At 69.6% G+C, this 23,637-nt stretch carries 23 protein-coding genes; 10 read left to right on the top strand and 13 right to left on the bottom strand.

Annotated elements, in window-relative coordinates; translation table 11 throughout:
- Window positions 1-53: 53 nt before the first annotated feature.
- From PBT88_RS18885 to PBT88_RS18870, 4 genes are all read right to left on the bottom strand, one after another.
- Window positions 54-341, bottom strand: coding sequence for a hypothetical protein (locus PBT88_RS18885; RefSeq protein ID WP_270076838.1), 288 nt, complete (start codon window positions 339-341; stop codon window positions 54-56).
- On the bottom strand, window positions 338-1,132 hold the full coding sequence (ygfZ, locus tag PBT88_RS18880) for a CAF17-like 4Fe-4S cluster assembly/insertion protein YgfZ (RefSeq protein ID WP_270076837.1): 795 nt from the start codon (window positions 1,130-1,132) through the stop codon (window positions 338-340). The genes PBT88_RS18885 and ygfZ overlap by 4 nt, the downstream gene beginning before the upstream one ends.
- 60 nt (window positions 1,133-1,192) lie before the next feature.
- A complete protein-coding gene (locus PBT88_RS18875; protein ID WP_270076836.1) occupies window positions 1,193-1,363 on the bottom strand; it encodes a hypothetical protein in 171 nt (56 codons plus the stop codon).
- A gap of 73 nt (window positions 1,364-1,436) precedes the next feature.
- On the bottom strand, window positions 1,437-3,230 hold the full coding sequence (locus PBT88_RS18870; protein ID WP_270076835.1) for an ABC transporter transmembrane domain-containing protein: 1,794 nt from the start codon (window positions 3,228-3,230) through the stop codon (window positions 1,437-1,439).
- 195 nt (window positions 3,231-3,425) lie between these two features.
- Between PBT88_RS18870 and PBT88_RS18865 the strand changes: the two genes are divergently transcribed.
- From PBT88_RS18865 to dgcA, 3 genes are read left to right on the top strand one after another with little or no spacing between them, the layout of a single operon-like run.
- Complete coding sequence (locus PBT88_RS18865) at window positions 3,426-4,646, top strand: polyhydroxyalkanoate depolymerase (protein ID WP_270076834.1); 1,221 nt, start codon at window positions 3,426-3,428, stop codon at window positions 4,644-4,646.
- Between the two features lie 16 nt (window positions 4,647-4,662).
- Entirely contained in the window at window positions 4,663-6,279 is a 1,617-nt protein-coding gene (locus PBT88_RS18860; RefSeq protein WP_270076833.1) for a hypothetical protein, read from the top strand.
- A gap of 10 nt (window positions 6,280-6,289) precedes the next feature.
- On the top strand, window positions 6,290-7,282 hold the full coding sequence (dgcA, locus tag PBT88_RS18855; RefSeq protein ID WP_270079320.1) for an N-acetyl-D-Glu racemase DgcA: 993 nt from the start codon (window positions 6,290-6,292) through the stop codon (window positions 7,280-7,282).
- A 233-nt stretch (window positions 7,283-7,515) separates the two neighbouring features.
- Here the strand turns inward: dgcA and PBT88_RS18850 are convergent, their stop codons facing one another.
- On the bottom strand, window positions 7,516-8,691 hold the full coding sequence (locus PBT88_RS18850) for a mechanosensitive ion channel family protein (RefSeq protein ID WP_270076832.1): 1,176 nt from the start codon (window positions 8,689-8,691) through the stop codon (window positions 7,516-7,518).
- The gene (locus tag PBT88_RS18845) at window positions 8,691-9,740 is read right to left on the bottom strand and encodes a DNA topoisomerase IB (RefSeq protein WP_270076831.1); all 1,050 of its coding nucleotides are present in this window, start codon (window positions 9,738-9,740) and stop codon (window positions 8,691-8,693) included. The genes PBT88_RS18850 and PBT88_RS18845 overlap by 1 nt, the downstream gene beginning before the upstream one ends.
- A 109-nt stretch (window positions 9,741-9,849) precedes the next feature.
- On the opposite strand from PBT88_RS18845, the gene PBT88_RS18840 reads away from it, so the two are divergent.
- Window positions 9,850-10,392, top strand: a complete 543-nt coding sequence (locus PBT88_RS18840; RefSeq protein WP_270076830.1) for a type 1 glutamine amidotransferase domain-containing protein — start codon at window positions 9,850-9,852, stop codon at window positions 10,390-10,392.
- On the opposite strand, the gene PBT88_RS18835 is transcribed toward PBT88_RS18840, so the two are convergent.
- Genes PBT88_RS18835 through PBT88_RS18825 form a run of 3 tightly spaced genes read right to left on the bottom strand, consistent with a single transcriptional unit; the run spans window position 10,370 to window position 12,937 of the window.
- Window positions 10,370-11,452, bottom strand: coding sequence for an acyltransferase family protein (locus tag PBT88_RS18835; protein WP_270076829.1), 1,083 nt, complete (start codon window positions 11,450-11,452; stop codon window positions 10,370-10,372). The genes PBT88_RS18840 and PBT88_RS18835 overlap by 23 nt on opposite strands.
- A complete protein-coding gene (locus PBT88_RS18830; RefSeq protein ID WP_270076828.1) occupies window positions 11,449-12,810 on the bottom strand; it encodes a putative O-glycosylation ligase, exosortase A system-associated in 1,362 nt (453 codons plus the stop codon). Before PBT88_RS18830 ends, PBT88_RS18835 begins: the two co-directional genes overlap by 4 nt.
- Window positions 12,803-12,937 carry a hypothetical protein gene (locus tag PBT88_RS18825; protein ID WP_270076827.1) on the bottom strand — a complete coding sequence of 45 codons (135 nt, stop codon included), beginning with the start codon at window positions 12,935-12,937 and terminating at the stop codon, window positions 12,803-12,805. The genes PBT88_RS18830 and PBT88_RS18825 overlap by 8 nt, the downstream gene beginning before the upstream one ends.
- A gap of 122 nt (window positions 12,938-13,059) precedes the next feature.
- Between PBT88_RS18825 and PBT88_RS18820 the strand changes: the two genes are divergently transcribed.
- Both PBT88_RS18820 and PBT88_RS18815 read left to right on the top strand, forming a co-directional pair.
- On the top strand, window positions 13,060-14,304 hold the full coding sequence (locus PBT88_RS18820; RefSeq protein WP_270076826.1) for a TIGR04063 family PEP-CTERM/XrtA system glycosyltransferase: 1,245 nt from the start codon (window positions 13,060-13,062) through the stop codon (window positions 14,302-14,304).
- A 25-nt stretch (window positions 14,305-14,329) separates the two neighbouring features.
- Window positions 14,330-15,199, top strand: coding sequence for a hypothetical protein (locus PBT88_RS18815; protein WP_270076825.1), 870 nt, complete (start codon window positions 14,330-14,332; stop codon window positions 15,197-15,199).
- Here PBT88_RS18815 and PBT88_RS18810 read toward each other — a convergent pair.
- Together PBT88_RS18810 and PBT88_RS18805 are read right to left on the bottom strand one after the other, a co-directional pair.
- Window positions 15,171-15,551, bottom strand: a complete 381-nt coding sequence (locus PBT88_RS18810; RefSeq protein ID WP_270076824.1) for a hypothetical protein — start codon at window positions 15,549-15,551, stop codon at window positions 15,171-15,173. The two genes, PBT88_RS18815 and PBT88_RS18810, sit on opposite strands and share 29 nt — an antisense overlap.
- Complete coding sequence (locus PBT88_RS18805; protein WP_270076823.1) at window positions 15,548-15,733, bottom strand: hypothetical protein; 186 nt, start codon at window positions 15,731-15,733, stop codon at window positions 15,548-15,550. Before PBT88_RS18805 ends, PBT88_RS18810 begins: the two co-directional genes overlap by 4 nt.
- Before the next feature lie 102 nt (window positions 15,734-15,835).
- Here PBT88_RS18805 and PBT88_RS18800 point away from each other — a divergent pair, with 102 nt between their 5' ends.
- On the top strand, window positions 15,836-16,477 hold the full coding sequence (locus tag PBT88_RS18800; protein WP_270076822.1) for a S24 family peptidase: 642 nt from the start codon (window positions 15,836-15,838) through the stop codon (window positions 16,475-16,477).
- Here the strand turns inward: PBT88_RS18800 and PBT88_RS18795 are convergent.
- Window positions 16,474-16,653, bottom strand: a complete 180-nt coding sequence (locus tag PBT88_RS18795) for a hypothetical protein (protein WP_270076821.1) — start codon at window positions 16,651-16,653, stop codon at window positions 16,474-16,476. The two genes, PBT88_RS18800 and PBT88_RS18795, sit on opposite strands and share 4 nt — an antisense overlap.
- A gap of 141 nt (window positions 16,654-16,794) precedes the next feature.
- Between PBT88_RS18795 and PBT88_RS18790 the strand changes: the two genes are divergently transcribed.
- From PBT88_RS18790 to PBT88_RS18780, 3 genes are all read left to right on the top strand, one after another.
- Window positions 16,795-17,010: a hypothetical protein gene (locus PBT88_RS18790; protein WP_270076820.1), complete on the top strand. Its 216-nt coding sequence runs from the start codon at window positions 16,795-16,797 to the stop codon at window positions 17,008-17,010.
- Between the two features lie 70 nt (window positions 17,011-17,080).
- Complete coding sequence (locus tag PBT88_RS18785) at window positions 17,081-19,195, top strand: autotransporter assembly complex protein TamA (protein ID WP_270076819.1); 2,115 nt, start codon at window positions 17,081-17,083, stop codon at window positions 19,193-19,195.
- Entirely contained in the window at window positions 19,195-23,391 is a 4,197-nt protein-coding gene (locus PBT88_RS18780; RefSeq protein WP_270076818.1) for a translocation/assembly module TamB domain-containing protein, read from the top strand. Before PBT88_RS18785 ends, PBT88_RS18780 begins: the two co-directional genes overlap by 1 nt.
- Here the strand turns inward: PBT88_RS18780 and PBT88_RS18775 are convergent.
- Window positions 23,385-23,555, bottom strand: coding sequence for a DUF1289 domain-containing protein (locus PBT88_RS18775; RefSeq protein WP_270076817.1), 171 nt, complete (start codon window positions 23,553-23,555; stop codon window positions 23,385-23,387). The genes PBT88_RS18780 and PBT88_RS18775 overlap by 7 nt on opposite strands.
- Between the last annotated feature and the right edge of the window lie 82 nt (window positions 23,556-23,637).

Raw genomic sequence — 23,637 nt, 5'->3', positions numbered from 1 at the left:
GCCGTCGAAGGCCGTCCCCGTGGCCGAGGCCTGCACCGAGACGATAGCCGATCTCAGTCGGCCGGATCGTCCGGGTGGGAGGTGTCGAAGCGGGCCTCTCCGATCGTGCCGGGGTCGGCGCGGATCATGCGGGCGAGGGCGAAGCCGCCGCCCAAGGTGAGCAGCAGCACCGCGCCGAGCAGCACCCAGTCGATCGTCTCCATGCGGAAACCGTAGCGGTCGGCCAGCAGCAGCACGGCGGCGGCCGCGATGATCGCGAAGAGGCCCGTCACGAAGATCGCGCCGACCCCACCCATGGTCGCCGAGCGGCTCGGCGGCAGCGGATGGAGCGGTTCGCTCATGCCGGTTGCTCCTCCGCGATCGCCGCGGCCAGCCATGCCGGCCTGAGCGGCCGCGCCTCGACCGTGCCGAGCCTGACCGGGCCGTCGCCGCGCAGATGCTCGACCCGCACCAGCGCCACCGCGAGGCCGAGATCGGGATACCAGGCGCGCGCCGCCTCGCCGGGATCGGCATCGACCTCGCACACCACCAGCCGGCGATTGACCTTCTGCCGCCAGTTCATCCGCGCGGTATTCTCCTGCCCGACATAGCAGCCCTTGGTGAAGCTCACGCCATGGAGATCGACCGCGTTGGTCTCCAGCCACAGGGTCTTGTCGCTGCCGAGTTCGGCGAGGCCCTCGGTCACGCCATGGCCGAGCCGCCAGGTCCGCCATGCAAGATCGGCGGTGTCGGTGCCATGGGCCGGCGACAGCCAGCGCGAACCCAGGGCGGCGAGGCGGGGATCGGCGGTCGCCCGCGTCGCGGCGCTGTCGTCCAGCTCCGGCCGCCAGTGGACCGCCAGCGAGTCGTCGCGTGCGATCGTGATCGGGCGGCGCAGGCGGTACATGGTCAGCCGCTTGGCCAGCGCGTCGGCCTGTTCGGCCTCGCAATCGACCAGTATGTCGTCGCCATCCGGCCAGAGGAGGAAATCCCACTGGGCCTTGCCCTGGGCGGTCAGCAGGCCCGCCCAGACCGGCTGTCCGTCCGCCAGCGTCGCGGTGTCGTTGGTGACGAGCCCTTGCAGGAAGCCGGCGACATCCGCGCCCGAAAGGCGGATCAGCGCGCGGGCGGCGAGGAGGGTGGCGGTGCTCATGCCAGCCAAGGTAGGCGCGGCAGGAGACGAAATAAACCCGTCCGGGCGGGGGGATGCGGCTCAGTGCCGCTGCTGGCGGCCCCGCTGGCCGGTGTCGATCGCGCGGATCTCGTCGACCAGCCGATCCACCATGGCGCGGCGGGTCGGATCGATCGGTTCGGACGGCCCGGCGCCGCGCGCGCCGCGGGCGATCATCCGGTCGATCATGGTCATCGCGTAATCATTACTCATCGCGGCCTCCATTGGTCTGGAGCCCTTCTCGGCCGATATGGTTAACGGATTCTTCCGGTGCGCGACGAACGGTTCATCCCGCCGTGTCGAACTGAAGCTTGGCGAGGCGGGCATAGAGGCCGGAGCCGGCGAACAGCTGGTCGTGGGTGCCCTGCTCGACGATTCGCCCGGCCTCCATCACCACGATGCTGTCGGCCTGGCGGACGGTGGCGAGGCGGTGGGCGATCACCATCGTGGTGCGGCCCTTCATCAGCCGGTCGAGCGCATCCTGGACGAGCCGCTCGCTCTCCGCATCGAGCGCCGAGGTGGCCTCGTCGAGCAGCAGCAGCGGGGCATCGCGGAGCAGCGCGCGGGCGATCGCGACGCGCTGGCGCTGGCCGCCCGAAAGCCGCGCGCCGCCTTCGCCGAGGAAGGTGTCGAGGCCGTCGGGCAACCCGCGCAGGAAGGTGGCGGCGTTGGCCGCCTCGGCGGCGTCCCACAGCGCGGCGTCGCTGGCGTCCCAGCGGCCGTAGCGGAGATTGTCGCGGGCCGACGCCCCGAAGATCACCGTGTCCTGCGGCACCATCGCGATGCGGCGGCGGATATCGGCGGGATCGACCTCGGTCAGCGGCACGCCGTCGAGCAGCATCCGGCCGTCCTGCGGATCGTAGAAACGCTGGGCGAGCGCCAGCAATGTCGACTTGCCGGCGCCGGACGGGCCGACCACCGCCACCGTCTGGCCGGGCGGGATATCGAGCGTGAAGCCGTCCAATGCGGCCATGTCCGGCCGGGTCGGGTAGCGGAAGGTCACATCGTCGAAGCGCAGGTGGCCGAGCGCGGGTTCGGGCAAGGTGCGCGGATGGGCCGGCGCGCGGATCTCGGCGCGCTCGGCGAGCAGCTCGTGCAGGCGGCTCGCGGCGCCGGCGCCGCGCAGCAGATCGCCATAGACCTCGGCCAGCGAGCCGAACGAGCCGGCGACGATGCCGCAGGTGGCGACGAAGGCGGTGATCGCGCCGCCGGACATCCGGCCGCTGGCGACGTCCAGCGCGCCTTCCCACAGGATCAGCACGATCGCGCCGAAGAACAGGCCGATGATCAACGCGGTCATCACCGCGCGCACCGCCATGCGGCGCTTGGCGGCGGCGAACACCGCCTCGGCGGCGAGGCGGAAGCGGGTGGCCTCGCGCTGCTCCTGGTTGAACGCCTGGACGATCTTCATCGCGCCGAGCGTCTCGGTGGCGCGGGCGCCGACCTCGGCGATCTTGTCCTGCGAGGTGCGCGAGAAACCGCGTACCTTGCGACCCAGCAGGATCACCGGCACCAGCACCAGCGGCAGCGCGATCACCATCATCAGCGCGAGCTTCACCGACAGGGTGAACAGGAACACCACGCCGCCCACCATCGTGAAGGTGGAGCGCAGCGCCACCGAGACGGTGGTGCCGACGACCTGCTCGATCAGCGCGGTATCGGAGGTCAGCCGCGAGGCGATCTCGGACGGGCGATTCTCCTCGAAGAAGCGCGGCGACAGGGTGAGCAGATTGTCCTGCACCTCGACCCGCAGGTCCGCCACCACCCGCTCGCCGATCCACGAGACGAACCAGAAGCGCGTCGCCGTCGCCACCGCCAGCACCGCGACGATCATCAGCAGATAATGGAAGGAGGTGGTGACGCCATGCGGATCGACGCCCGAGGAGAAGCCCCGGTCGATCACGCGCTTCAGCCCATAGGGGATGCCGAGCGTGCCGGCGGCCGAGATGCACAGTGCCGCGAACGCAGCTGCAATATGGCCGGGATAGCGCAGCGCCCGCTTCCAGACGAGGCCGAGATTGCCGATCCTCCGCTGTTTGGGATCGGTCGGCGGGGCGGCTTTGACGGGGGAACGGGCCATGCGCGGGCGGTAGCACCCCCTGCCGTGCCGCTCAATCCGCCCCGTCGGCAGGGTTTTTGCGTGGCCCGCCCGGTCGGGCGGTCGCATCCGCGCCGCCGCATACTTATTTTGCAAGCGCGAAGAGCGCGCGATGCGTTAGAAGGCCGCAAAGCTTTTCCGTGCTAGCCTGTCGCGCTGGCGCCCCGGGAGATCACATTGCTGTACGATGCCTATGAAATGCAGAAGTCCTGGCTGTCGGGCGCGAGCCTGATGGCGAACATGGGCGCCGAGTGGCTGCAAAACCCCGCCAATCCGCTGGGCCAGCACGGTTTCGGCCCGATGATCGCCTCCGGCCTCGACGTCTTCGCCCATGCCTCCCAGCCGCGCGGCAAGCCGGGATTCGGCTTCGAGTCGGCGGTGGTCGACGGCGAGACGGTGACGGTGTTCGAGGAGATTGTGCTGCGCAAACCGTTCGGCCAGCTCAAGCGCTTCCGCAAGGAGGGCGTGGAGGGCCAGCCCAAGCTGCTGATCGTCGCGCCGATGTCCGGCCATTATGCCACGCTGCTGCGCGGCACCGCCGAGCGGATGCTGCCCGGCCACGATCTCTACATCACCGACTGGCGCGACGCGAAGCTGGTGCCGCTCGCCGACGGCCGCTTCGATCTCGACGATTATGTCGATTATGTCGTGGAATTCCTGGAGCATATCGGGCCGGGCGCGCATGTCCTGGCGGTCTGCCAGCCGTCGGTGCCGGTCTATGCCGCCGCCTGCCTGATGAGCGCGGACCAGAATCCGGCGCGCCCTGCCACGCTCACCATGATGGGCGGCCCGGTCGATACCCGCGAGGCGCCGACCGCGGTCAACACCGTTGCCACCCAGCGGCCGATGGCGTGGTTCGAGCAGAATGTCATCGCCACCGTGCCCTTCTTCTATCCGGGCGGCGGGCGGAAGGTCTATCCGGGCTTCCTCCAGCTCACCGGCTTCATGGCGATGAACCTCGGCAACCACCTGATGAGCCACTATAAGATGTTCAACCATCTGGTGCAGGGCGACGAGGAAAGCGCCGACGCCACCAAGGCCTTCTACGAGGAATATCGCTCGGTCTGCGACATGACCGAGGAATTCTACCTCCAGACCATCGCCGACGTGTTCCAGCAGCACAAGCTGCCCAAGGGCGAGCTGCTCCATCGCGGGCGCAAGGTCGATCCGGCGGCGATCACCGACATCGCGATCCTCGCCGTCGAGGGCGAGCGGGACGATATCTCCGGCGTCGGCCAGACCCGCGCGGCGCTGACCATCGCCACCAACCTGCCCGACGAGAAGAAGAAATATCTGCTCGCCGAGAAGGTCGGCCATTACGGCATCTTCAACGGTCGCCGCTGGCGCGAGGAGATCGCGCCGGTGCTGGAGCAGTGGATCGCGGAGCATGAAGCCTGATCGCAGGCGGCGGTCGTTGACCACCTCCCGCATCACCGTCGTGCCGGTCTCGTCCCGAGCCTCGGGGCGGCCGTCCTTGGGGCTGGCTCCGCTTCTGCTGGTTAGCGCCATGCTGGCCTGCGCGCCGTCGGTCGCGGCGGTGCCGAGAAACCCGATCGCGCCGCCCAAGGGCCGTGTCGGGCCGGAGGTCGCCGTCGCGCGGGGCATGGAGCTGGCCAGGGCCGGCGATTGCAAGGCGGTGCTGGCGCTGCTCGATCCGCTGGTGGCGGGCCATGCCGGGGCCGGAACGCCGTCGCGCTTCTCGGCCCAGTTGCTGCGGCTGCCCTGCCTGGCCGGTGCCGGCCGGGGCGCCGAGATCGCGCCGGTGCTCGCCGAACTCAAGGAGACGGCGCCGACCAACCCGCTGGTGCAGGGCTTCGAGGTGTTCGCCGATGCCGATGCCGGTCGCTTCGCCGAGGCGGCCGATGCGATGGGCGCGATCGCCGACGAACGATCCAAGGCGCTGGCGCTGATGCCCGGCAGCCTGTGGCAGGCGCTGGCGCAGAAGCTCACCGTGTCCGGCGATACGGTGCGGCGCGACCGGGTGTCGCTGGCTTTGGCGCTGGCCGATTATGATCCGCCGGACCAGCCCGAACTCGCCGAAGCGCTTGCCGCCGATGCCGTCGGCGCGCTGCTCGACAAGCAGGCGGTGGACGATGCGCGCCAGCTGCTGGATCGCGTCAGCCGCCCGAACCTGCTGTGGGATATGGCGCTGGAGCGTCGCTACAGCGCGCTATGGCCGGATATCGAGGCGCGGCTGGGGCCGCAGGCAGGGCTGGCGATCGACCAGTTCGCCCGCACCGCGCTCGATAGCTATGCCGCCACGCCGGCCGATCCGCAGGCGATACTGGATGCGGCGCGCGCCTTCGCCTTCCTGGGGCGCTTCGACGATGTCCCGAGCGTGGCCGGAGCGACCGCGATCGGCCCGCGGATGAGCGAGGATCAGGTCGGCACCGTGCTGATCGATGCCGATGCGCTGGCGGCGTCCGGCGCGCGCGACAAGGCGCTCGATCGGCTTCGCCCGTTCATGAAGGTCGATTTCAAGACCAATCCCGAGGCGGCCGGCGCATTGATCTCGCTGGCCGAGATGCTCGACCAGGCAGGCCGCTATGACGAGGAACTGGCGGTGGCGCAGGCCGGCGTGGCCCAGCCGGATTTCCTGTCGCCCTTCGGCCTCGCCTGGTTGCGGCGCAATCAGGTCTGCGCGCTGACCGGCCTCGGCCGTGCTGCCGAGGCGAAGGCGGCCGGCGATGCGCTGAAGGCCGTCACCGCCGACAATCCCGCCGCCGCGATCGAAGGACTTCTTTGCGCCGGGCGCGACGACGAGGCGGCGGCGATCGCCGTCGCCACGCTCGCCACGCCGGACGGCCCGGATCGCCTGGCCGATCAGTTCCAGCCGGATGGCGCCCTGCCGCCGCACCCGGTGTCGCGTCTGAGAGGGCTGTGGGCGCGGCTGCTGCTGCGCCCGGACGTGAAGGCGGCGTTCGATCGCGTCGCCCGGATCCTGCCCAAGCCTTATTGGCCCTCGGCCACCCCGCGCGCCCTGCCGGCGCCGCCCGCGAGCGATCCCGCCGCGGGAACATCGACGACATGAGAGATATGTGATGGCTGCAACCGTGCGTCTTGCCGCGCGAATCGAACGCTGGCCGGTGGCCGGCGCCTTCATCATTGCGCGCGGCGCCAAGACCGAGGTGGACGTCGTCGTCGCGACCGTCGCCGAAGCCGAATCGCGGGGCCGCGGCGAGGCGACCGCCATTTATTATCATGGCGAGACTGCCGAGAGCGTGCGCGATCAGATCCTCGCCATGTCCGGCGTCATCGCCGAGGGAGCGAGCCGCGCCGATCTGCTGACCCTGATGCCGCGCGGCGCGGCGCGCAACGCGATCGACACCGCGCTGTGGGAGCTGGACGCCCGGCGGATCGGCCTGCCGGTATGGCGGCTGGGCGGGCTGGAAGAGCCCAAGCCGGTGGCGACCGCCTACACCATCTCGCTCGGCGAGCCGGAGAAGATGGAGGCGGACGCGCGCGCGACGGCGGGCAAATATCCGTTGCTCAAGCTCAAGCTGGCCGGCGAGGGCGATGTCGCGCGGGTGGCGGCGGTGCGCTGCGGCGCGCCCGAGGCACGGCTGGTGGTCGATGCCAACGAGGCGTGGACCGGGCGCGACGTCGCGGCCGAGGCGGCGGCGCTGGTGCCCTATGGCGTCGAACTGATCGAGCAGCCGGTGCGCGCCGGCGAGGATCATCTGCTCGATGGGGTGAAGAGCCCGATCCCGCTGTGCGCCGATGAAAGCTGCCACGATCGCAGCGATCTGGCGCGCTGCATCGGCCGCTATCAGGCGGTGAACATCAAGCTCGACAAGGCCGGCGGGCTGACCGAGGCGCTGCTCCTCTCCAAGGAGGCGCGCGCGGCCGGGCTGAAGCTGATGGTGGGCTGCATGCTCTCCACCTCGCTCGGCGTGGCGCCCGCCTTCCTGGCGGCGCAAGGGGCGGAGTGGGCCGATCTCGACGGGCCGCTGCTGCTCGCCCGCGATCGCCCCGACGGCTTCCGTTTCGAGGGCGGCAAGATGCTCAACGCCCAGCCGACCCTGTGGGGGTGACGGCGGATCGACCTTCCGCGCCTTCCAAGAGGCGGGTTCGAAGAGGCGGGCATCGCTCGCATTACATCGCGTCATCCCGGACCTGATCCGGGATCCCGCTTCTTGCTTGCCTGAACCGTAACAAAGGACGCTGGACCCCGGCTCAAGGCCGGGGTGACGGCGGGGTTCCGGTGTATCGGGGAATCCGCGAGCGCGACGGGGGGCGATCCACCCACCGCTTTCGCATTCTCCGATCAGGGCTGCGCCGATTGCGCGCCCGTCGCGCCCGGCGTTTCGGCATAGGGCATGATCAGCCGGCCATCGGGCGCGGCGGTGTAGGTGGTCTGGGTCGGATAGGCGAGGCCGACCCCTTCCGCCGCGAAGCGCTTCATGATCGTCACCAGCAGCCGGTCGCGCATCGGGTGGGCGATCGACCAGTCGCTGCCCGGAATGTCGATGGTGAAGGCGAAATCCAGCGAACTCGCGCCGAACGCATCGAAGCCCGCGCGCGCCACATTCACCTTCTCGGCCTCGCCCATCTCCTTCAGCATCGCCGGAATCCGTGCCAGCGTATCGGGCGGGGTCTCGTAGGTGACGGACAGGGTGAAGCTCAGGCGGATATGGTCGCGCCCGGTGACGTTCATGATCTCCTTGTCGAGCAGATTCTTGTTCGAGATGATGATCAGCTCGCCGGTGTAGGCGCGGATGCGGGTGGTCTTCATGCCGATCGCCACCACCGTGCCGGCGCTGCTGCCGTAGCTGATATTCTCGCCGACCCGGAACGGCCGATCGAACAGGATCGAGATGCCGGCGAACAGATCGGCGAACACGCCCTGCGCGGCGAGACCGATGGCGATGCCGCCGACGCCGAGACCGGCGACGAGCCCCGCCACGTTGACCCCGAGATTGCCCAGCACCAAGATCAGCGCGATCGAGAACAGCGCGAAGGTGACGAGGAAGCGGATGATCCCCATCGCCGATGTCAGCGCACCGCCGGTATTTTCGGCGGCGCCGGCGCGATGCTCGACGAAGCCGATCACCAGCTCGCGTGCCCATAGCGCCGCCTGGAAGGTGAGGCCGACGGTGAACAGGAAGGCGATCGTCTTGTCGACCAGCGGCGGCGCATCGGCATAGCCATCGACCAGCCGGGCGGCGACGATCACGAGGAACCAGAAGCGCGTGCGGGCGGCGATCCGGCCGATGATCGTCCGCCAGCTGACCAGCGCGTCATCCTCGCGACACAGCCGCTGCGCGCCCTTCTGCACGGCGAGCAGCGCGAACACGATGACGACGGCGATGCCGACCGCGATCAGCAGCTGGAGCCAATGGTCCGATATCCACTGGCTGGTTTCGGCGGCGAGGGCCTGGCCCTCGGCGGCGAAGTCGACGGGGGGGTGGAATACGGGGGCGGCGCTATTGCTGATCGGCATCAGGCGGCTTTCGTCCTTCGTTCGGCGTGGGAGCGGGCGGCCGTGGCCGGCCCGCGTTGATCCGGCAGCGCATCGAGAAAGGCGATGAGCCCTCGCTCGGCAGGCTGCTGCCAGCGTGTGGTTCGCGGCAACCGTAACGAAACCGGGTCGCGGAGGCCACCCGCCTTGGCCAGATCGATCAGGGCGGGGTGGACATAGGATTTGCGGCTGATCGCGGGCGTGTTGCCCAGCGCCTCGGCCACCGGGGCCAGCATCGCGTTGATGCCGATGCCGTCCGCGCCCGCCGCCACGATCGCCTGGTAGGCGATCACGCTCGCCGCCCAGGTGCGGAAATGCTTGGCGGTGAAGGCGCCGCCGCTGGTCTCGCGGATATAGTCGTTGACGTCAGACGAGGTGACGGCGTGGCGGCCGCCGTCGCCGTCGAGATACTGGAAGAGCTGCTGGCCGGGCAGATCCTGGCAGCGCTTGACGATGGTAGAGAGACGGCGATCCTCGATCGTCAGCTCCTGCATCTTGCCGGACTTGCCCTTGTAGCAGAGCTTCAGCCGGGCGCCGCGCACCGCGGCATGGCGGGTGCGCAGCGTCGTCGCGCCGAACGAGCCATTGTCGCGCGCATAGCTCGCATTGCCGACGCGGACATGGCCGAGATCGAGCAGCCGGACGACGGCGGCGACGGCGGTGCGCTTGTCGAGCTTGCGATGGGCGAGGTCGCTGTCCACCTGCCGGCGGATCAGCGGCAGCATCCGGCCGAAATCGGCGCAGCCGGCATATTTCTCGGCCTCCTGCGCGGCCCGGAAATCGGGGTGGTAGCGATATTGCTTGCGGCCCTTGTCGTCATAGCCGGTCGCCTGGATATGGCCGTCGGGCGAGGGGCAGAACCAGCAATCGCGGTAGGCCGGCGGCATCGCGATCGCGTTCAGCCGGTCGATCTCGTCGCGTGCGGTGACGCGCTCGCCATGGGCGTCGCGATAGGCCCAGCCCTTGCCGGCGCGGCGGCGGGTGATGCCGGGCAGTTCGTCGTCGACGAAGGTGAGCTTGGGGTTGGTCATGATCCCGGGGCAACGCGATCGGTCGTGGGATCGTTCCGGCGGGTCACGGAACGGGAGCCCGTCGCGATCCGTTTTCGTCGCCGACCCCATGCTCAGCAGGAGAAAAGACATGCCGATGATCGACCAGTCCAAAGTCCTCATCATCGCCACCGACGGCTTCGAGCAATCCGAGCTGTTCAAGCCGCGCGCGAGCCTGATCGATGCCGGCGCGCAGGTGACGCTCGCCTCGATCGGGACCGATCCGATCCAGGGCATGGAGCAGGATGTCGAGAAGGCCTCGACGATCACCCCCGATCTCCTGCTCGCCGACGTCCGCGCCGAGGATTATGACGCGCTGCTCATTCCCGGCGGCACCACCAATCCCGACAAGATGCGGATGGAGGCCGAGGCGCTGCGCATCGTCCGTGACTTCTTCGCGGCGGACAAGACGGTGGCGGCGATCTGCCACGGGCCGTGGCTGCTGGCCGAGGCGGACGTGCTCGACGGGCGAACCGTCACCAGCTGGCCGTCGATCCGCACCGACCTGAAGAATGCCGGCGCCGAGGTGGTCGACCAGGAGGTGCAGGTCGACGGCAGGCTCATCACCAGCCGCAAGCCGGGTGACATCCCGGCCTTCACCGAAGCGTTGATCAAGTCGATCGAACAGCGCTGACGCGCGGTTTGCGAAAGCCCGCCCAGCCGCGCAGGATGGCGCGCTGGGCGGGCCGCTCGACGCCGTGGTAGAGCGCCGCCGAGGCGGCCAGCACGATCAGCAGGTACAGCGCCATGACCGCCGGCGCGGCGTCATGCTCGTTGTGCACGAAGGCCAGCTTGACCGCGAAGAACAGCAGGAAATGCGACAAATAGGTCGCGTAGCTGATCTCGCCGAGCCAGTGGATCGCGCGGCCGGCAAGCGGGTGGCGCGGCCTCTCGGCGCCCAGCGCCAGCGCCAGCAGCAGGGTCGCGAAGGCGAACGGCACGGCGAGCGTCTCGGGCACGCCCGCCGCCCATGCCGCGAGGCAGCAGGCGCCGGCGAGCCAGCAGCCCAGCTCCGCGCGCACCATCCCGCGCCAGCGCCGCCACAGCGTCGAAAGCATCGCCCCGCAGGCGAATTCGGCGAGGCAGCGGAACAATCCGAAATGCGGGATGTCGAAGCCGAGGCCGGTCGCGCCGCGCGCCTGCGCCACCGCGAACAGCACCAGCAGCGGCGCGGCGGCGCAGGCGATCAGCACCGGCGTCGGCAGCCGTCTGGCGGGCACCAGCAGCACCGCGAGCGGGGTCAGCAGATAGGCCGCCCATTCGCAGCTGATCGACCAGGCCGGATCGTTCCAGTCGAGCGTGTCGAGCAGGCCCCAATTCTGCATCATCGCGATGTGCAGCGGCAATTCGCCGATCGGGAAATGCCCGGTATCGCGCCCGGTCGCCCATAGCAGGATGGCGAGGCCGCCGCCGAACGCCAGCATCGCGGCGTGTAGCGGCCATACCCGCGCGATCCGGCGGACCAGGAAATCGGTGGCGGCGCCGCGCGTGCGCAGCCGCTCGCCATAGTTGAGCCAGATCACGAAGCCGGAGAGCAGGAAGAAGAAGTCGACCGCCAGATAGCCCTTGGCGAGCAGCTGGATCGCCGCCGCCGGCAGCCAGCCGAGGCAGGCGATGCGGACATGATAGAGCACCACCGCCCAGGCGAAGAGCCCGCGAACCGATGTCAGCGGGCGCAGTTCCGGCCGGGTCATGCGGCGGCGGGGCCGGTCGCGACGGGGCCGTGCGCCGTCTGCCCCATCGGCGCCCTGGCGATACGCGGCCGGGTTCGCAGCACATACGAATCGAGCCCGATCTCGCAGGCGATCATCATATACACGAAGGGCTGGAAGGCGATGCCGATGAACAGCGAGCCGACCAGATAGATGATGTGGCCATGCTGGAGCGCGGTCGCCAGCGGCGCGATCCATTGCTCGTCGGGATCGGTCGACCGGCGGAAGCGGCGGCGCAGCATCTCCAGCCGGAACAGGCTGGTGAGGTGGAGCGCCGCCCACATCAGGAAGCCCGGAAAGCCCTGTTCGCCCAGCATCTCGAAATAGGCGGAATGGAAGGCGCGGGCCTTGTCATATTCCACCGCATTGTTGATCGGCTGGCCGCGCGCATCCTTCAGCTGCAGCTGGATGTGGTTGCCGAGATAGGCGGCGAAGCCGCCGCCGGCGGGATGATCCTGCACGTAGTTCCACGTCCAGCCCCACACCGCGACGCGGGTCGAGGCGGATTCGTCGGACTGGTAGCCCTGGATGGTGTGCATCCGCTGGGTGTAGCTGGAGGGCAGCAGCGGCACCGCGATCATGCCCGCCACCACCATGCCGCCGATATAGAGCAGCCGGTGCTGGGAATCGCGCAGCCCCATCAGCGCGACCAGCCCGATGCAGATCAGCCCGGTGCGCGTCGCCGTGCCGATCGGGATCAGCAGGCAGGCGAAGGCGAGCGCCAGCGTATAGAGCCGCACCTTCCAGTCGCGCGGGAAGACGGTGCCATATTTGCCGAGAAACAGGATAGTGGGGACGATCGCGATCGCCACCGTCGAGATCGTCGATCCCTCGTAGAGCCCGCTATTGTCGCTGAGCCCGAGGTTGAGCGTGCCATAGCCGCCACCGCCGAGCAGCGTCTTGATCCCGCCGGTGATGATGATCGATCCGGCCGCGATCACCATGAACAGCAGCAATCCCTCGATCCGCAGCCGGGTGCGCAGCGTGAACGGCAGGAAGATCGCGAACAGCAGCGCCTTCCACACCCAGTCCCACTTCTCGGCGGCGGCGGCGGGAAAATCGGCGGTCATCGTGGTGAAGCCGCACCACAGCAGCAGCAGGATCAGCAGCACCTGCCGCCCGGCGAGCCGCGTGCCGCTCTTGTCGTCCATCGCCAGGAAGCCACCCAGCGCGCAGACGAAGAAGATCAGCGAGATCGGCACTGCATTGAGCATGTAGTAGGACAGGCGCTGCGGCGAGACGATGTCGACATAGGCATAGCCGAGCACGAAGATGAATGGCCGGCGCAGGCCGAGTCCCATCAGCCCGGCGATGAACGCGACGAGGGCGAGATCATGCATCCGGGCGCTGGCCCCACACCGTCCGCTTGGCGCCGCCGTCGCGATCGAGATCGGGGCGCTTGAACAGCCGCCAGGCGGTCAGCGCCAGCAGGCCGTGGGACAGCGCGAGCGCGAAAGTGTCGATCATCGCTGCGTCTCTCGTCCCATCATGGCGCACCCACGCCTAGCGCGCCCCGGTTGACGCGACGTTAAGCCTTGCCATGGCAAAGGTCCGTGCGAAAAGTCCCGATGCGGGACATGAGGACTATCATGCGGATTCTGCACATCCTCGATCATTCGCTGCCCTTGCACAGCGGCTACACCTTCCGCACGCGCGCCATCCTGAAGGCGCAGGAGGCGCTGGGGCTGGAGGTGGCGGGCGTCACCGGCGCGCGCCACGTGCTGGGCGCGGCGGTGACCGAAGGGGCGTGGGAAACCCATGACGGGCTGCGCTTCCATCGCGGCGGCGGGGTGGCGGCGGGTGCGCCGATCCTCTCCGAGATGCGCGAGGTCCGCGCCTTCACCCGCGCGATCCTGCGCGCCGCCGAGGAATTCAAGCCGGACGTCCTGCACGCCCATTCGCCGGTGCTGACCGCGCTCGCCGGGCGATCGGCGGCGAAGCGGCTCGGCCTGCCGCTGGTCTACGAGATCCGTGCCTTCTGGGAGGATGCGGCGGTCGGTAACGGCACCGGAACCGAAGGATCGGCCAAATACCGGCTGACCAAGGCGATCGAGACCTGGGCGGTCAACCGCGCCGACGCGGTCGCGGTGATCTGCGAGGGGCTGCGCGGCGACCTGATCGCGCGCGGCGTGCCGGCGGACAAGATCATGGTCTCGCCGAACGGCGTCGATCTCGGCCTGTTCGGCGATCCGCCGCCGCCCGACGAGGCGCTGCGCGCGCAGCTGGGCCTCGCTGGTGCCGAGGTGATCGGCTTCATCGGCTCGCTCTACGATTATGAGGGCATCGACGACCTGATCGCGGCGATGCCGGCTCTGGTCGCCGCGCGGCCGGACGCGCATCTGCTGCTCGTCGGCGGCGGGCCGCGGGCGGATGCGCTGAAGGCGCAGGCGGACGCCTCGCCGGTCGCCGCGCGCATCCACTTCGTCGGCCGCGTGCCGCACCAGGAGGTGGAGCGCTATTACGGGCTGATCGATATCCTCTGCTACCCGCGCAAGAAGATGCGGCTGACCGATCTGGTGACGCCGCTGAAGCCACTGGAGGCGATGGCGCAGCGCCGGCTGGTCGCCGCGTCGGACATTGGCGGCCATCGCGAGCTGATCCGCGACGGCGAGACCGGCACCCTGTTCGCGCCCGACGATCCGCAGGCGATCGCCGCGTCGCTGGCCGGGCTGCTGGCCGATCGCGATATCTGGGAACGCCGCCGCGAAGCGGGCCGCCGCTTCGTGGAGCGCGAGCGGGATTGGGCCTCCAACGCCAAACATTATCTTCCCGTTTACCAAAGAGTGGCACAGAAAAGCATCGTTCCCGCCGCCATGGTGCCGGCGGGCGCATGAGTTGGGACAGGCAGGGCAGGTTCGCATGACGACGCAGATGCTTCGCAGGATCGATCGCTGGCGCTTCGAGGGGCCGCTGGCGCTCGCGCTGGGCGCATCGGCCGGCTTCTTCGCGTGGACCGTGCCGGCCGAGCTGTTCGATCGGATTCCGGTGGCGGGCGACATGGGCGTGGCCGGCCGCGCGATCGTGACGGCGGGGCTGGCGATCGTCTGCGCGGGCGTGGCGTATCTCGCGATGCGGCGGCGCCCGGCCCGATCCGTGGCGTTGGAAGACGGCGACGAGCCGATCGTGATGGCGCCCGAGGAGGAGCCCGCCCCGCCGGCACCGAGCGAGCGTTTCCGCCGCTTCCGCCGGGCCGATGCCCATCCCGATGCGCCGCCGCGCGAGCCGATCATCGCCAGCCGCGATCTCGGCGAGCCGTTCATGGAGGTCAGCGGCTTCGGCCCGGCCCCGGCGGCGGCCCCCGATCCGCAGGCGGATGAGGCCTGGTGGCCCGAACCCGCGATCCCCGACGGCGATTTCGTCGAGGTGGGCGAGGAGCCGGTGGCGTCGCCGCCGGTGGACCCCGTGCCCGAAACCGTGCCCGAACTGGTGGCGGATACCGTGGCGGACACCGTGGCGCAGAGGGTGCCGGCCGAGCCTGTCGCGGCCGTCGAATCCGCCCCGGTCGAGCCGGTGCCCGCCGAACCCGTCGCGGCGGACGCCCCGGCACGCGTGGCGCGGGAATTGCCGCGCGGCGCCAGCATCACCGCGATGATGGAGCGTCTGTCGGCCGGCCTCGAGCGCCGGGCCGTGGCCGACGAAGCGCCCGAGGCGCCGCCTGCGCGCGACATGCGCCCGGCGCTCCGCGATGCGCTGGACGAGCTCAACAGGCTGGCCGTCCGGCACGATTGACCGCGCCCGTCCGGGCGACATGCGCGACCCGGTTCGCCTGTTCGGGATCGTCGATCGTCAGCGCCTCGATCGCGAGGATCGGCCCGTTTTCATCGAGCCGCACCACATGCAGATCGGCGACGAAACCCTGGGCCATCGCCAGCTCCATCTCGGGCAATGCCGCCTGCAACTGCGCCGCCCGGATCGCGGCGTCGCCGCCCTCGATGCGCAGCGCGAGCCGGTGCCGTGCGCCGTAGAACAGGCCGGAGGCCCAATCCTGGCTGGTCGCGGTGATGGTGGTGAACGGGGCCGCGAACGGCTCCATCGCGCGCAGCAGGGTATCGCGGGCGCGTTCGGCGGGCAGGCGTATCATCCTCTCATCTCCTCATGACGATCGAGCCAGGCATGGATGCGGCGTTCGGTCTTGATCCGGGGCTCGCGGCCGTTGCGCAGATCGTGGACGAATCGGGGATCGCCGACGACGCGCCGGCCGAACGTCGATGCACTGGTCCCCGAACGCCGCAGATAATGCTGGATTCGCGTGAGCAGATGCATCGACGTGCGGCCTCCCTCGGGACTCGCTCGCCCCGTTGAAGATCATGTTTTGTTCTTCAAATCCTACTTGTCTAGGATTTTTCCTATCCGTATGATCCGGCCATGGTCGAAGGCGATCCGCGCGCCGTTCTCGCACGGCTGATCCAGCAACGCGGGGAGGATTGCGCCTCGCTGTCGCGGCTGATCGGCCGCAACCCGGCCTATGTGCAGCAGTTCATCCGGCGGGGCACGCCGCGCCGGCTGGCGGAGGCGGATCGCGCGCGGCTCGCCGCTTATTTCGGCGTGCCCGAAACCTGGCTGGGCGCGGCCGAGGCGCCGGCCCCGGCCGTGGCCCCGCTCTGGACGGTGCCGATGCTGGATATCGCCGCGTCGGCCGGGCCGGGGGCAGTGGCGGAGGATCGGTTGTCCGCTGCCGGCATGGGCTTTTCCGAGGCATGGCTGCGCCGGCTCCGCCCCGATCGTGGGGACAGGGAAGGGCTGTCGGTGATCCGGGTGCGGGGCATTTCGATGCTGCCGACGCTGGCCGACGGCGACGAGATACTGGTCGATCGGCACGATGCCCATGATCGCCTGCGCGACGGCATCTATGTGCTGCGGGTGGACGACGTGCTGCTGGTCAAGCGGCTGGTGCGCGAGGGCGACGGCTTCGCGGTGCGGAGCGACAATCCGGACGCCGGGCCGGTCGATCTGGCCGGCGGGGCGGTGGTGATCGGCCGGGTGCTGTGGGCCGGGCGGACGCTCTAGCGCCCGATCTTGCGCCGATCCGCCAGCCACAGCGCGACCGCCGCCGCGACGCCGATGGCGAGGCCGGCGAGCAGCCCGAGGCTCGGCTGGTTCATCAGCCCACCGAGGATGGTGCCGGCCATGACGGCGACGGCGATGAGGACACCGCCTGCCTGCGGTCCGGGATGATCGGCCATGGCAGGGCCTCTGCCACGATCGCCGATCCGGCGCCAGCGCCGCAACATGGTGGCGGCGATGTTTACCCTTCTCCTGCGGCCAGCCTTAACGGCCACGGGTCTAGGGCGAGGCTCCGGCGTCCAGGCCGGATGGGAGGTGGCGTGTTCGACCAGATGCTCTTCGTGATCGATCGGGAGGCCTATGACGGCGCCGAGGAACTGATGGCGCGATGGGGCGAAGAGGCGCTGTCCGAGGCGGCCGCGCGCGCCGAGCGCAGCCGCGATCTCGGCAACCACATCCATTATACGCGCTGGTGCCGGGTCGGCCGCGCGATCCTGCAACTCGGCGATCCCGAGCCTGCCGCCACCCTGCACTGATCGAAAACCACGCCCGTTCGGGCGATTACGGGCATTGCGGGCGGCGATCACAGCCCCTAGGGTCCGGCCTATGTCGCCCGCCGTCTCGCGGTCCCGCGCCCGTTGCGCCTGTGCCGCGATCGTCCTTGCCACCGTTCCTGTCGCGGCCCGCGGGCAGGACGCGGCGACGACGGCCGTGGACCCTGCCGCCACGCTCGACCCCAATTCGCCGATGGCGGATATGCCCGGTCTCGGCGTCGACTGGCCCGATCTCGCCAAGCCCGATGCGCCGCTGGGGCTGCTGCCCACCGATCAGCCCGATCCCGCCGTGGCGCTCGGCAAGGCCGCCAAGGCGATCAAGGCGGAGGCCCAGACCGTCGATGCATCGGGCGAGCGGCGCTATGGCGTCACCATCGAAGGATTGGCCGGGCTGCCGGCGGCCTCCGAAATCCGGCTCCGCTTCGATGGCCTCTCCTCGCTGCAGCTGGGCGTCGGCAAGCCGGCCAACGTCGCGCAGGTCGATCGCCGGGCGCGGGAGGATGGCGCGATGCTGCGCGAGCTGCTGCGCGCCTATGGCTATTACGACGCCGAGGTGGATACCCGCGTCGGCGGCACGTCCGGCCCGACCACCACGGGCGACAGCCGCCTGGCGGTGACGCTCGCGGTCGATCCCGGCCCGGCCTATACCTTCACCCACGTCGCCTTGCCCGGCCTGGCCGCCACCGGCCCCGACGCCGCCGCGCTGCTCAAAGCCTTCGACGTCGGCAAGGGCGATCCGGTCAGCGCCGACAGGGTCAATAACGGCGTCGCGGCGCTCAAGGCGGCGCTGGCCGACAAGGGCTATGCCTTCGCCGTCGTCGGCGATCCCGATATCCGCGTCGATCACCAGACGCACGAGGCGACGCTGGCGATGCAGGTCGATGCCGGCGATCATATGCGCTTCGGGATGTTCCACGTCTCCGGCACCAGGCATGTGTTCGGGCCGCGCCATCTCGCCCTGCTGTCGCGCCTGCATCCGGGCGACCTCTACAACAAGTCGCTGATCGAGGATCTGCGTCGCGCGCTGATCCAGACCGGGCTGATCTCGGTGGCGCAGATCACCCCCGTCCACACCGCCGATCCGCACATCGTCGATCTCGACGTGCATCTCGAACCGGCGCCGCCGCGGACGATCGCGGCGACGCTCGGCTATGTCACCGGCGCGCGGATCACCGCCGGCCAGCTCGGCTATCTCAACACCGAGACCGTCAGCACGCTGGGCTATGGCACCGGGCAGGGCGTCACCGCGGAGGTCGACTGGACGCATCGCAACCTGTTCCCGCCGGAGGGCAGCCTGACGGTGCGCGGCGTGCTCGGCACCCAGGAGCAGCTCGCGTCCGCAATCTTCCGCCGCAACAATTTCCGCACGCGCGATCAGGCGCTGGTCGGCCAGTTCACGCTCGATCATCTGAACGTCCCGGCGTTCGCGGCGAAGACCATCGATGCCGCCGCCAACATCGAGCGGCAGACCAACATCATCTGGCAGAAGAAATGGACCTACAGCTACGGCGTGGAGCTGGTGGTGTCCGACGAGCGCGACGAGATATTGGCGACCGGCGAGCCGCGTCGCGCGACCTATTATATCGGCGCGCTGCCGCTCGGCCTGGCCTATGACGGCTCCGACGATCTGCTGAACCCGACCCGCGGCTATCGCCTGTCCGCCCGCGTCTCGCCGGAAATCTCCTTCCGCGGCAAGGCGTTCGAATATGTCCGCCTCCAGCTCGACGGATCGGCCTATCAGCCGGTCGGCCGGATCGTGTTCGCCGAGCGGGTGCGGCTGGGCTCGATCGAGGGTGCGAGCAGCGATGCGATCGCGCCGACCCGGCGTTTCTATTCGGGCGGCGGCGGATCGGTGCGCGGCTTCGGCTATCAGAAGATCGGCCCGCGCGATCTGAACAACAACCCGACCGGCGGCGCCAGCCTGGCCGAATTCGGGCTGGAGGCGCGCATCCGTTTCGGCGATTTCGGCATCGTGCCGTTCCTCGACGGCGGCAATCTCTACGCCCAGTCGCTGCCGCGCTTCACCGGCATCCGCTACGGCACCGGGCTCGGCGTGCGCTACTATACCAGCTTCGGGCCGATCCGCGTCGATGTCGGCACCCCGATCAACCGGCAGAAGGGGGATAGCCGGGTCGCGGTCTATGTCTCGCTGGGGCAGGCCTTCTGATGGCGGAGGATATCCCCGCCGACACCGTGGACGAGACGCCGCTCCCGCCCGCGCCGGCCCGGCGCCTGCACTGGTCGCTGCGGCTGGTCGGCGGCATCGTCGGTTTCCTGTTGGTGCTGGCGGCGGCGGTGGGCTTCGGCGTCGATACCGACGCCGGGCACCGCTTCATCGTCGATCGCATCGGCGAGATGAAGCCGTCGAGCGGGCTGCGCATCCATATCGGCCGGATCGACGGATCGATCTGGCGCCACGCCCGCATCAAGGATCTGCGCCTGTCCGATCCGCAGGGCCTCTTCCTAGAGGCGCCGAGCGTGCAGCTCGACTGGCGGCCGGGGCGCTGGCTGGCGAACCGCCTGCATGTCGATCGCCTCGCCTCCGATCTCGTCATCCTCCACCGCCTGCCCAGGCTGCGGCCCGGCAAGCCCGGCCAGCCGATCCTGCCCGGCTATCGCATCCACATCGGCGCGCTCGATCTGCGGATGCGGCTCGAGGCGGGCGTCGCCGGGCCGCAGCAGCGGATGGTGCGGATCGTCGGCAAGGCGGATACCGGCAATGGCCGCGCCGTGATCGGGCTGCGCGCCGGCTCCTCGGCGGGCGACAGGATGATCGTGGCGCTCGATACCGAGCCCGATCGCGATATGTTCGATTTCGATGCGCGGCTGCTCTCGCCGGGCGACGGCGTGGTGCCGGGACTGTTCGGATCGCGCAAGCCGATGGGCGTGCTGATCTCCGGCGAGGGATCATGGTCGCAATGGCAGGGCCATGGCCGCTGGGTGGCCGGCGGCCAGCGGATCGCCGATCTGACATTGCGGCAGGTGAAGGGCCATTATGCGCTCGGCGGCCGGCTGACCCCCGCGTCGATCACGCAGGGCAAGGTCCAGCGGCTGACCACGCCCGCGATCATGGTGGCGGGCGGCGCGCGCTTTGCGGATCGCCGGCTCGACGGCACCCTCAGGCTGGCCTCGCCGGCGCTGACCATGGGGGTCAAGGGCGTGATCGATCTCGCCCATGGTGCCTTCGATCCGCTGCGCGTCGATCTCGCTTTGCTGCAACCCCGCGCACTGTTCCCCAACATGAGCGGTCGCGAAATCCGCCTCCACACGGAACTGACGGGCGCGTTTCGCGCCGCGCATTTCCGCTACGCGCTGACCTCGCCCCAATTCGCCTTCGACCAGACCGGGTTCGAGGATGTGAAGGCCGCCGGCGAGGGGCGTCTCGGCGGCAAGGACGTCACCCTGCCGATCAAGCTGACCGCGCGGCGGGTGACCGGCGTCGGCGATGTCGCCGGTGGCATCCTCGCGAATCTCGATATCGCCGGCACGCTCCATGTCACGGCGAAGCAGCTCACCGGCGACGGCCTGACGCTGCGATCGGACAAGCTCAACGGCAAGGTCGCGCTGTTCCTGGATCTGGTCGGCGGGAAATATTGGGTCGATCTGTCGGGCGGCCTGCAACGCTATCTGATCCCCGGCCTCGGCATCGTCGACGTGCTGACCGAACTCAAGGTGGTGCCGACCAGCGATCTCAAGCAGTCAATCGTTTCGGGCCGGGGCCGTGCCTGGGTGCGGCGCTTCGACAACGCCTTCCTGCGGACGCTCGCCGGGGGGCTGCCGACGCTCGACACCCAGCTGACCCGCACGCCGGACGGCGTCCTCCATTTCGCCGGCCTAAAGCTCATTGCGCCGGCGATCACGATCACCGGCGGCGGCACCCGGCTGAAGGACGGGACGGTCCAGTTTGCCGGGCAGGGCCAGCAGGGCAGCTATGGCAGCTTCCGCCTCAAGCTCGACGGGATGATCGATCACCCCAAGGTCGGCCTCTTGCTCGATCGGCCGCTAGAGGCGTTGGGCCTCGATCAGGTGCGGCTCGATCTCGATCCGGTGCCGCAGGGCTTCGCGATGACAGCGGCGGGCGGATCGACGCTCGGGGATTTCACCGCCACCGGCGCGATCGATACGCCGCCCAACGGCGCGCCCGGGATCGTCCATATCGATGCGCTCCATGTCAGCGGCACCACCGCCAAGGGCCAGTTGCGCTCCGATCCCGCCGGGTTCACCGGGCAGCTGGCGCTGGCGGGCGGCGGACTGGCGGGCACCCTCGATTTCGCGCCGGTCGGCACCATCCAGCGCATCGCCGGCCATATCGCGGCCGACCATGCGACGCTCGCCGGCGATTTCGGCGCGACGGTGCGGCGCGGCACGCTCGACCTCGATCTGCTGCTCGATCCCGCCAGCCCGCACGTCAATGCCACCATCGCGGCGCAGGGGCTGACGCGCGGCTCGATCTCGCTGGCGCGGCTCGCCGCCTCGACCAAGCTGGTCGGCGGTCTCGGCGAGGTCCGCGCCGCATTCTCCGGATCGCGCGGGCGGGCCTTCTCCTTCCAGACCGCGACGACGATCAGCGCCGACAGCTACACCGTGCGCGGCCAGGGCCAGATCGACGGCAAGCCGCTGGCGCTGGCGACGGCGGCGGTGCTGCATCATGCCGGTGATGCGTGGGTGATCGCACCGACCAGCCTGTCCTTCTCGGGCGGCAGCGCGACGGTCGCGGGGCGTTTCGGCAAGAGCGACAGCCGTTTCGAGGCGAGCCTCGATGCGATGCCGCTCGCGGTGCTCGATATGGTGAAGCCCGGCCTCGGCCTGTCGGGCGAGGCGACCGGGCATTTCTCCTATGCCGTCCCGGCACCGGGGGCGCTGCCCACCGGCAAGGCCGATCTGCGGGTCCGCGGGTTGAGTCGTGCCGGGCTCGTCCTGTCGTCCCGCCCGGTCGATGTCGGGCTGACCGCGGTGATGGACGGCGGCAAGATCGCCGCCCGTGCGATCGCCTCCAGCGCCGGCCAGGTGATCGGCCGGGCACAGGCCCGCATCGCGCCGATCGGGGCCGGCGCATCGCTCGGCGGTCGGCTGCTCGCCGCACCGCTGTTCGCGCAGCTGCGCTACAACGGCCCGGCCGATACGCTGTGGCGGCTTTCCGGCAACGAGACGATCGATCTCTCCGGCCCGGTCGCGATCGGCGCGGATATCGGCGGGACGATCCATGATCCGCTGATCCGGGGATCGCTGGTGACGTCGGCGGCGCGGCTGGAGAGCACCACCACCGGCACCGTGATCGACAAGATCCGGGCACGGGGGCGCTTCGACGGATCGCGCCTGCTGATCGATCAGTTCGCCGGATCGACCAGGGACAATGGCAGCCTGTCCGGCCATGCCGCCTTCGATTTCGCCGGCGCCAAAGGGCTCGGCATGGATATCGCGATCGACGCCCAACATGCCGTGCTGCTGGCGCGCGACGATATCGGCGCGACCGTCACCGGGCCGCTGACGATCAAGTCGAACGGGCAGGGCGGCGTCATCGCCGGCAATATCCGGCTCGATCGCTCCTCCTACCGCTTCGGCCAGGCCGCGCAGCAGGGCGTGCCGCACATCGCCGTCCACGAGCTCAACCGCGAGGATATCGACGATGACGCGGCCTTGCCCTCGCCCTGGTCGCTCGATCTCACCACCGATGCCCATGCCCAGATGATGGTGCGCGGGCTGGGGCTCGACAGCGAATGGCGGGCCAAGCTCGTCATCAAGGGCGCGGTCGACAATCCTGCCATTTCAGGTCGGGCCGATCTCATCCGGGGCAATTACGAATTTGCCGGCCGCCGCTTCGATATCGATCGCGGGATCATCCGGTTCAGCGGCAGCACGCCGGTGGATCCGGCGCTGGATATCGTCGCCAGGGCGAATATCCAGAGCGTCAACGCTTCGATCCAGGTCGCCGGCACCGGCCTCAAGCCCGAGGTGAGCTTCACCTCCACGCCGGCGCTGCCGGAGGACGAACTGCTCTCTCGCCTGCTGTTCGGCACCTCGATCTCCAACCTCACCGCGCCCGAGGCGTTGCAACTGGCGGGCGCGGTCAACGGCCTGCGCACCGGCGGGCGCGGCAGCCTCGATCCGATCAACGCGATCCGCAAGGTGGCGGGGCTCGATCGCCTGCGCATCGAGCCGGCCGACATCACCACCGGCCAGAAGACCTCGATCGCGGCCGGCAAATATATCGGCAAGCGCACCTATGTGGAGCTGGTGACCGACGGGCAGGGCTATTCGGCGACCCGGCTGGAGTTCCAGGTGACGCGCTGGCTATCCTTGCTCTCGACGATCTCGACGATCGGCCGGCAGAGCGCCAACATCCGCATCTCCAAGGATTATTGAGCGAGGCGGCGGAGCCTGTCCGGCAGTCGCGCGACGATCGCGCGCTGGGTGGCGTCATCGGCGGCGAGCCAGTCGCCAATCTCCTGCAACGAGCGACCACAGCCGCGGCACCAGCCGGTGGCGGCGTCGATCGCGCAGACCTGGGTGCAGGGCGAAGGGATCATGCCGGGCGTCTAGGCCGTCCGCTTTGCCGGCACAACCTTGCCGGACAGGGGCCAAGACGAGGATCGGCGGTGGTGGCGGGGC

Source organism: Sphingomonas abietis, from assembly GCF_027625475.1.
In the GTDB taxonomy this organism is placed as follows: domain Bacteria; phylum Pseudomonadota; class Alphaproteobacteria; order Sphingomonadales; family Sphingomonadaceae; genus Solisphingomonas; species Solisphingomonas abietis.
Note: the sequence above shows the minus strand (reverse complement) of the source record. Positions and strands in the feature narration are given on the sequence as shown.

Coding starts and splice junctions, on each gene's coding strand:
- PBT88_RS18885 (WP_270076838.1), bottom strand. CDS start 341: ATGAGCGAACCGCTCCATCCGCTGCCGCCGAGCCGCTCGGCGACCATG.
- ygfZ (WP_270076837.1), bottom strand. CDS start 1,132: ATGAGCACCGCCACCCTCCTCGCCGCCCGCGCGCTGATCCGCCTTTCG.
- PBT88_RS18875 (WP_270076836.1), bottom strand. CDS start 1,363: ATGAGTAATGATTACGCGATGACCATGATCGACCGGATGATCGCCCGC.
- PBT88_RS18870 (WP_270076835.1), bottom strand. CDS start 3,230: ATGGCCCGTTCCCCCGTCAAAGCCGCCCCGCCGACCGATCCCAAACAG.
- dgcA (WP_270079320.1), top strand. CDS start 6,290: ATGGCTGCAACCGTGCGTCTTGCCGCGCGAATCGAACGCTGGCCGGTG.
- PBT88_RS18850 (WP_270076832.1), bottom strand. CDS start 8,691: ATGCCGATCAGCAATAGCGCCGCCCCCGTATTCCACCCCCCCGTCGAC.
- PBT88_RS18845 (WP_270076831.1), bottom strand. CDS start 9,740: ATGACCAACCCCAAGCTCACCTTCGTCGACGACGAACTGCCCGGCATC.
- PBT88_RS18840 (WP_270076830.1), top strand. CDS start 9,850: ATGCCGATGATCGACCAGTCCAAAGTCCTCATCATCGCCACCGACGGC.
- PBT88_RS18835 (WP_270076829.1), bottom strand. CDS start 11,452: ATGACCCGGCCGGAACTGCGCCCGCTGACATCGGTTCGCGGGCTCTTC.
- PBT88_RS18830 (WP_270076828.1), bottom strand. CDS start 12,810: ATGCATGATCTCGCCCTCGTCGCGTTCATCGCCGGGCTGATGGGACTC.
- PBT88_RS18825 (WP_270076827.1), bottom strand. CDS start 12,937: ATGATCGACACTTTCGCGCTCGCGCTGTCCCACGGCCTGCTGGCGCTG.
- PBT88_RS18820 (WP_270076826.1), top strand. CDS start 13,060: ATGCGGATTCTGCACATCCTCGATCATTCGCTGCCCTTGCACAGCGGC.
- PBT88_RS18815 (WP_270076825.1), top strand. CDS start 14,330: ATGACGACGCAGATGCTTCGCAGGATCGATCGCTGGCGCTTCGAGGGG.
- PBT88_RS18810 (WP_270076824.1), bottom strand. CDS start 15,551: ATGATACGCCTGCCCGCCGAACGCGCCCGCGATACCCTGCTGCGCGCG.
- PBT88_RS18805 (WP_270076823.1), bottom strand. CDS start 15,733: ATGCATCTGCTCACGCGAATCCAGCATTATCTGCGGCGTTCGGGGACC.
- PBT88_RS18800 (WP_270076822.1), top strand. CDS start 15,836: ATGGTCGAAGGCGATCCGCGCGCCGTTCTCGCACGGCTGATCCAGCAA.
- PBT88_RS18795 (WP_270076821.1), bottom strand. CDS start 16,653: ATGGCCGATCATCCCGGACCGCAGGCAGGCGGTGTCCTCATCGCCGTC.
- PBT88_RS18785 (WP_270076819.1), top strand. CDS start 17,081: ATGTCGCCCGCCGTCTCGCGGTCCCGCGCCCGTTGCGCCTGTGCCGCG.
- PBT88_RS18780 (WP_270076818.1), top strand. CDS start 19,195: ATGGCGGAGGATATCCCCGCCGACACCGTGGACGAGACGCCGCTCCCG.
- PBT88_RS18775 (WP_270076817.1), bottom strand. CDS start 23,555: ATGATCCCTTCGCCCTGCACCCAGGTCTGCGCGATCGACGCCGCCACC.